At 53.7% G+C, this 7,703-nt stretch carries 7 protein-coding genes; 4 read left to right on the forward strand and 3 right to left on the reverse strand.

The window, feature by feature from the left end:
- The first annotated feature begins 1 nt into the window (after position 1).
- The 3 genes from galK (at position 2) to gpmA (ending at position 3,149) form a co-directional block, all read left to right on the forward strand.
- Positions 2-1,150: a galactokinase gene (gene galK, locus ACZAHD_RS01950; protein ID WP_462455297.1), complete on the forward strand. Its 1,149-nt coding sequence runs from the start codon at positions 2-4 to the stop codon at positions 1,148-1,150.
- Positions 1,144-2,187 carry a galactose-1-epimerase gene (galM, locus tag ACZAHD_RS01955; protein WP_462455298.1) on the forward strand — a complete coding sequence of 348 codons (1,044 nt, stop codon included), beginning with the start codon at positions 1,144-1,146 and terminating at the stop codon, positions 2,185-2,187. The genes galK and galM overlap by 7 nt, the downstream gene beginning before the upstream one ends.
- Positions 2,188-2,396: 209 nt before the next feature.
- The gene (gene gpmA, locus ACZAHD_RS01960) at positions 2,397-3,149 is read left to right on the forward strand and encodes a 2,3-diphosphoglycerate-dependent phosphoglycerate mutase (RefSeq protein WP_004859709.1); all 753 of its coding nucleotides are present in this window, start codon (positions 2,397-2,399) and stop codon (positions 3,147-3,149) included.
- A 93-nt stretch (positions 3,150-3,242) separates the two neighbouring features.
- Here gpmA and aroG read toward each other — a convergent pair whose 3' ends face one another.
- Positions 3,243-4,295, reverse strand: coding sequence for a 3-deoxy-7-phosphoheptulonate synthase AroG (gene aroG, locus ACZAHD_RS01965; RefSeq protein WP_462455299.1), 1,053 nt, complete (start codon positions 4,293-4,295; stop codon positions 3,243-3,245).
- Positions 4,296-4,702: 407 nt separating this feature from the next.
- Here aroG and zitB point away from each other — a divergent pair, with 407 nt between their 5' ends.
- Positions 4,703-5,641 (forward strand): CDF family zinc transporter ZitB, encoded by a 939-nt coding sequence (zitB, locus tag ACZAHD_RS01970; protein ID WP_462455300.1) that lies wholly within the window; start codon positions 4,703-4,705, stop codon positions 5,639-5,641.
- On the opposite strand, the gene pnuC is transcribed toward zitB, so the two are convergent.
- On the reverse strand, positions 5,638-6,357 hold the full coding sequence (pnuC, locus tag ACZAHD_RS01975; protein WP_462455301.1) for a nicotinamide riboside transporter PnuC: 720 nt from the start codon (positions 6,355-6,357) through the stop codon (positions 5,638-5,640). The two genes, zitB and pnuC, sit on opposite strands and share 4 nt — an antisense overlap.
- 36 nt (positions 6,358-6,393) lie before the next feature.
- Complete coding sequence (gene nadA, locus ACZAHD_RS01980; protein WP_462455302.1) at positions 6,394-7,437, reverse strand: quinolinate synthase NadA; 1,044 nt, start codon at positions 7,435-7,437, stop codon at positions 6,394-6,396.
- Positions 7,438-7,703: the final 266 nt, after the last annotated feature.

A 7,703-nucleotide genomic window follows, 5' to 3' on the forward strand; every position in this document is an offset into this window, starting at 1 on the left:
AATGAGTCTGAAAGAGAAAACCCAAACCCTGTTTGCTGAAAAGTTCGGCTACCCTGCCACCCACGTTATTCAGGCACCGGGCCGCGTCAATCTGATCGGCGAACACACCGACTATAACGACGGTTTCGTGCTGCCCTGCGCGATTGATTACCAGACGGTGATCAGCTGCGCGCCGCGCACCGACCGAATTGTCCGAGTGATTGCCGCCGATTATGACAATCAAACCGACGAGTTCTCCCTCGATAAGCCAATCGTCAGCCACGAGACCCAGCAGTGGTCAAACTATGTCCGCGGAGTGGTGAAACACCTGCAGAAGCGCAACAACCATTTTGGCGGCGCCGATCTGGTAATCAGCGGTAACGTGCCGCAAGGGGCGGGTTTAAGCTCTTCCGCTTCGCTGGAAGTGGCCGTCGGCACCGTGTTCCAGCAGCTGTACCATCTGTCGCTGGACGGGGTGCAAATTGCCCTCAACGGCCAGGAAGCGGAGAACCAGTTCGTCGGCTGTAACTGCGGCATTATGGACCAGCTTATCTCAGCGCTGGGTAAGAAAGATCACGCCCTGTTGCTTGACTGCCGCACATTAGGAACCAAGGCCGTCTCTATGCCGAAAGGCGTAGCGGTGGTGATCATCAACAGTAATTTTAAACGGACGCTGGTCGGCAGCGAATACAACACCCGCCGCGAACAGTGCGAGACCGGCGCGCGTTTCTTCCAGCAGCCTGCTCTGCGCGACGTCAAAATCGATGAATTCAATACCGTTGCCCATGAGCTGGATCCGGTGGTTGCGAAACGCGTCCGCCATGTCCTGACCGAAAATGCGCGTACGCTCGAAGCCGCCACCGCGCTGGAAAAAGGCGACCTGAAACGTATGGGGGAACTGATGGCGGAATCTCATGCCTCGATGCGCGATGATTTTGAAATTACCGTTCCGCAAATTGACACGCTGGTCGAGATCGTCAAAGCCACCATCGGCGATAAAGGCGGCGTACGCATGACCGGCGGCGGATTTGGCGGCTGCGTCGTGGCGCTGGTGCCGGAAGAGTGCGTTGATGCCGTTAAGCAAGCCGTCGCCCAGCAGTATGAAGCGAAAACCGGCATTAAAGAGACCTTCTACGTTTGTAAACCATCACAGGGGGCCAGCCAGTGCTAAACCAAACGACAGAACTGGCGCCGGACGGGCAGCCGTGGAACCTGATCACCCTGCGGAATAATACCGGGATGGTGGTTACGCTGATGGACTGGGGCGCGACGTTATTATCCGCCCGGGTACCGCTGGCCAATGGCGAAGTTCGCGAAGCGCTGCTCGGCTGTGCGACGCCGGAAAACTATACCCGTCAGGCGGCCTTTCTCGGCGCCTCCGTGGGCCGCTATGCCAATCGTATCGCCAACAGCCGTTTTCCGCTGGATGGCCAGACGGTCCAACTGACCCCTTCTAACGAGGCCGGTCATCAACTGCATGGCGGGCCAGACGGCTTCGACAAACGTCGCTGGCAGATAGTCAGCGCCGACGAACATCAGGCGCTATTTGCCCTCGTTTCCGATGACGGCGACCAGGGTTTCCCCGGTAACCTGAAAGCCACGGCGCACTACCGTCTTAGCGAAGATAACCGCATCGCCATCGCGTATCGGGCGACAGTTGACAGGCCCTGTCCGGTCAACCTGACCAACCACGTCTACTTCAACCTGGACGGCGGGCAGACGGACGTCCGCAACCACCAGTTGCAAATTTTCGCCGATAGCTACCTGCCGGTGGAGAGCGACGGTATTCCGGGAGGTGATTTACAGGATGTCACCCGGACCAGCTTCGATTTTCGCGCGCCGAAAACCGTAGCGGTCGATTTCCTTCGCGATCCCGATCAGCAGAAAGTAAAAGGGTATGATCATGCTTTCTTGCTGCAGACAAAAGGCGATGCTCGCAAGGCAGCGGCCCATGTCTGGTCTCAGGATGGCCAACTGCAGATGACGGTGTATACCTCCGCCCCTGCCCTGCAGTTTTATTCGGGTAACTACCTGGGCGGTACGCCGTCACGAACGGAACAGCCGTACGCCGACTGGCAAGGACTGGCGCTGGAGAGTGAATTTCTGCCGGATTCACCAAATCACCCGGAATGGCCTCAGCCCGACTGCATATTGCGCCCGGGCGAGGAGTACGTCAGTCTGACGGAATATCAGTTTATTGCCCGATAAGCCCCCAGGCCCTCCTCCCGGAGGGCTTTTTTTTCGTCATTTTGCTGCAAATTACGCCACTTACAGACAAAAACATAACCGCCGATTTACAAGCATCTTACACTGAGCCACTATTTTCGCTATGGTTAGGGATAAGCATTGCCGCGACTCAAATTGCGGCAATATAATGAGAATTGTTATCATTAAAATAAAGTTTGAGGAGTAAGTGTATGGCTGTAACTAAGCTGGTACTGGTCCGTCATGGCGAAAGCCAATGGAACAATGAAAACCGTTTCACCGGTTGGTACGATGTCGATCTGTCTGAGAAAGGCGTAGGTGAGGCAAAAGCGGCAGGTAAGCTGCTAAAAGACGAAGGCTTCAGCTTCGATTTTGCTTATACCTCTGTGCTGAAACGTGCCATCCATACTTTGTGGAACGTCCTGGATGAGCTGGATCAAGCCTGGCTGCCGGTTGAAAAATCCTGGAAACTGAACGAGCGCCACTACGGCGCATTGCAGGGTCTGAACAAAGCTGAAACCGCTGAGAAATACGGTGATGAGCAGGTTAAACAGTGGCGCCGTGGCTTTGCCATTACTCCGCCGGAGCTGACCAAAGATGACGAGCGTTACCCGGGCCACGATCCGCGTTATGCCAAACTGACCGATAAAGAGCTGCCGGTAACCGAAAGCCTGGCGCTGACCATCGAGCGCGTAGTGCCTTACTGGAACGAAACCATTCTGCCGCGTCTGAAAAGCGGTGAGCGCGTGATTATCGCCGCTCACGGCAACTCCCTGCGTGCGCTGGTGAAGTACCTGGACAATATGGGCGAAGACGAAATTCTTGAACTCAACATCCCGACAGGCGTCCCGCTGGTTTATGAGTTCGACGAAAACTTCAAACCGATCAAACACTACTATCTGGGCAATGCGGATGAAATCGCTGCAAAAGCCGCCGCGGTAGCAAACCAGGGTAAAGCGAAATAATTTTCGCCAGCCATAAAAAAGCGTGGATTGATCCACGCTTTTTATTGGTCCTGAATCCCGGCGTCGCGACACTCTGCCGGGCCAGGCCGCAGATTAACCGCGACGGACTTTTACCGCATCTGCCAGTTGACGCAGGATAGTCTCGGTATCTTCCCAGCCGATGCAGGCATCGGTGATGCTTTTACCATAGGTCAGCGGCGCGCCGCTCTCCAGGCTCTGGTTCCCTTCCACCAAATGGCTTTCAATCATCACCCCTATAATCGCCTGCTCGCCGCCAGCGATTTGTCGACAAACATCGGCGCCCACTTCCATCTGTTTTTTGAACTGCTTGCTGGAGTTCGCGTGGCTGAAATCAATCATCAGCTGTACGGGCAGGCCCGCTTTCGCCAGACCCACTTTCACTTCAGCAACGTGCTTCGCACTGTAGTTCGGCTCTTTACCACCGCGCAGAATGATATGGCAGTCGCTGTTGCCACTGGTATTCACAATCGCCGAATGACCCCATTTGGTCACTGACAGGAAGCAATGCGGTGCGCCAGCCGCGTTAATCGCGTCGATGGCTACTTTTATTGTCCCGTCGGTGCCGTTTTTAAAACCTACTGGACAAGAAAGGCCAGATGAAAGCTCGCGATGCACCTGTGATTCCGTGGTACGCGCGCCGATTGCTCCCCAGCTCATCAGGTCAGCGACATACTGCGGGGTGATCATATCAAGGAATTCACCTGCCGCAGGCAACCCGCTGTCGTTAATCTCCAGCAACAGCTTACGCGCGATACGCAGACCGTCGTTGATGCGGAAGCTGTTATCCATATGCGGATCGTTGATAAGCCCCTTCCAGCCCACGGTAGTACGCGGTTTTTCAAAATAAACGCGCATCACCACTTCCAGTTCGCCCTTCAGCTCTTCACGGAGCGTCAGCAGGCGTTCAGCATACTCTTTCGCTGCGGCAGGATCGTGGATAGAGCACGGGCCAATCACGACCAGCAGACGATCGTCGTTGCCTTTAAGGATCTGATGGATCGCTTTACGAGCGTGCGCCACGGTGTTAGCAGCATTTTCGGTCGCGGGGAACTTTTCCAGGAGTGCAACGGGAGGTAATAATTCGTTGATCTCTTTAATACGTAAATCGTCGTTCTGATAATTCATTTTCTTTCCAGCGTTGCCATACTTAATCAATTGTGTGCAATGCTTTCAATCTAACTCGCCGCCAGAAAAGTGTAAACAGACTTTTACAGTCGCAATGGTAATTGACTGATTAAATAGATAAAAACAATACAAACTATCAGAATAGTGAAAAATAAAACATCACACCCAGTTATAAAAACTAAAAAATACAAAATTAAAAAAATTATATATTAAATAAATGAGGGGTTTCTCGACTTTACTCCACATTCCCGCATTTTCCCCTGATTGTTGCCTCATTTCCGGCTTGTTGAAGATCAATGCCACAGCACCTTGTTCTATCGGCACTGGCTGATGGAACAGATGCCCGATTGTGGTTAATCTGTAATAAGGTCAGAGACTCATTGATAAAATAATGACAGGATTCTGTAATGGCACATGCTCATACTCCGTCAGAAACCACCGATCGCGGTAACGAAAAACGTCTGTTGCAGGCTTTTATTGTCACCGCCGGATTTATGCTTGTTGAAGCCATCGGCGGCGTCGTTTCAGGCTCGCTGGCGCTACTGGCTGATGCCGGTCATATGCTCACCGACTCAGCCGCTCTCTTGTTCGCTCTGCTGGCGGTCCGCTTCGCCAGCCGTCCCCCCAATACCCGCCATACCTTCGGCTGGCTGCGTCTGACGACGCTGGCGGCATTCATCAACGCCATTGCGCTGGTGGTGATCACCATTCTGATTGTCTGGGAAGCGATTCAACGCTTTCATCACCCGCGCCCGGTCGCTGGCACAGCGATGATGGTCATTGCCGTGGCCGGACTCCTGGCAAACATACTGGCATTCTGGATCCTGCATCGCGGAAGCGAAGAGCGAAATCTTAACGTTCGCGCAGCGGCATTACACATTCTGGGCGACTTACTGGGCTCGGTCGGGGCGATTATTGCCGCCATCGTGATTATCACCACTGGCTGGACGCCAGTTGATCCGATTTTGTCGGTGCTGGTCTCATGTCTGGTGCTGCGCAGCGCCTGGCGGCTATTGCAGGAAAGTTTGAACGAACTGTTGGAAGGAGCACCGCGGTCGTTGGATGTCGGGGGGCTAAAACGGGATCTACGCCGCTCGGTGGCGGAAGTCCGCGACGTGCATCACGTCCACGTCTGGCTGGTCGGCGAAAAAACGGTCATGACGCTGCATGTTCAGGTCGTCCCTCCGCACGATCACGACGCCTTGCTGAATCGCATCCAGGCATTTTTGCAGCATAAATATAACATTGAGCATGTGACCGTGCAGATGGAGTATCAGCCCTGTAACGGCCCGGAATGCCATCTTAACATGACACACGCCGGGCACGACCATCATCATCACCATTAGCGAGAAAACGCGTGAGAACCTCGCTCACGCGCGCTGTTGATCCACATCCGACTCCCGTTAAGGGCAATAAAGGTCAAAAGCAGATATTCCAGCGACATCGCGTAAACCCCCTGAAGGGCAAAAATCGCCACGCTGATGACGTTGATGATCACCCAAAGCAGCCAGTTTTCAACATATTTACGGGTCATCAGAATCATGGCAGCGATCGACAACACCATCATGCAGGAGTCCCAGAACGGGAAGGCATCCGGCTGCAGTTCCGGCATTGTGACCTGCAGTCCCAGACTCTGCATGAGTGTGACCGCTATGCGCGTCAGGAAGGCGAAGACCGGATTAATGAAGACCGTCATCAGCGCAATTGCCACAATACACACCATCAGCCAGGCCAGCGCCTTCGGCAATGGCAACCACCGAATACGCAGCTCGGCTTCATGACTGCTGGTTTGCCGGGACCAGGCGTACCAGCCATAAACGTTGGCTGCAAAGAAAAAGACCTGTAGCAGCAGGCTGGCATAAAGCTGAATCTGAAAGAAAATGATGGCAAACAAGGTGACGTTGACCAGCCCAAATGCATAGTTGCTAATCTTTTCCAGACTCGCCAACCAGATACACAGCAGCCCGGCAAGCGTACCAACCGCCTCGATCCATGATAAGTCGTATCCGCCGGCGCCGAGGGGTATATGCACCAGAATATTCTGCGTACTAAAAAAATCCATATTTTCTCCGCACTGTATTAATTGCGTAATTAACCACTATCCCCGAAGTGTAGCCGCAAAATCCAGCATTCTGTTCAGCGGAAGTAATGCGCCGGTGCGCAGCTGCGCCTCGACCTTAATTTCGTGTTCGGGTCCACCATTTTCCAGCCCCTCAGCAATCGCTTTCAGGCCGTTCATCGCCATCCATGGGCAGTGGGCGCAGCTACGACAGGTTGCTCCTTCACCCGCTGTCGGCGCTTCCAGCAGCTCTTTTTCCGGTACCGCCTGCTGCATTTTATAGAAGATCCCGCGATCGGTGGCAACGATGAGCTGGCGCGCCGCAAGCGTTTTAGCCGCGGCTATCAACTGGCTGGTCGACCCTACCGCATCCGCCATATCCACAATGGACTGCGGCGATTCAGGATGTACCAGAATGGCAGCATCGGGATAGAGGGCTTTCATCCGCGTTAACGCCTGGGTTTTAAACTCATCATGGACAATACAAGCTCCCTGCCAGCACAAAACATCTGCGCCGGTTTGCCGCTGTACGTACCGGCCTAAATGACGGTCAGGCGCCCAGAGAATTTTTTCCCCGAGGCTGTCGAGATGCTCAATAAGCTCAACGGCAATACTGGAGGTCACAACCCAATCGGCGCGTGCTTTGACCGCTGCTGAGGTATTGGCATAAACGACGACGGTACGATCCGGATGAGCATCGCAGAACGCATTGAACTCCTCAATCGGGCAGCCCAGATCCAGAGAACACTCGGCATTCAGCGTAGGCATCAGGATGGTCTTCTCCGGGCTGAGAATTTTTGCCGTTTCCCCCATGAAGCGTACTCCGGCCACCAGCAACGTCGAAGCTGAATGGCGGGCGCCGAAACGAGCCATTTCGAGAGAATCAGCGATACAGCCGCCGGTCTCTTCGGCCAGTTGCTGAATTTCAGGGTCGGTATAGTAATGAGCAACCATCACCGCGTCGCGTTCGCGCAGCAGATGTTTAATCTTTTCGCGATAAAAGTGCTTTTCATCGCGACTTAATTGCAACGGTTTAGGCGGGAAAGGGTAAATCGCCGTTTCTGGGTCAAACATTACGCTCATCTTGCAATCTCGTTTTACTGGCTTAACTCAAATGCCGTTAACATGCCTTAAGATGGCATAGCGGCGGTCATGATGTTTTATATGCTAAACAAGATAGCGGATTGTGCAGAAAATGTCGTGGGGAATTTTGTTCCTCAACGTGTATTTCCCGGAGGCGATGCTGCGCATCTGTCCGGGCTATCGGCCTGAGCAAGCTGTCGCCACGGTGAGCACAGCGTGATGGAAGAATGACGCAGCATTAAGATAATCTGGATTGTTATGATGTT

This window comes from Raoultella sp. (genome assembly GCF_039594335.1).
Taxonomy (GTDB): Bacteria; Pseudomonadota; Gammaproteobacteria; order Enterobacterales; family Enterobacteriaceae; genus Klebsiella.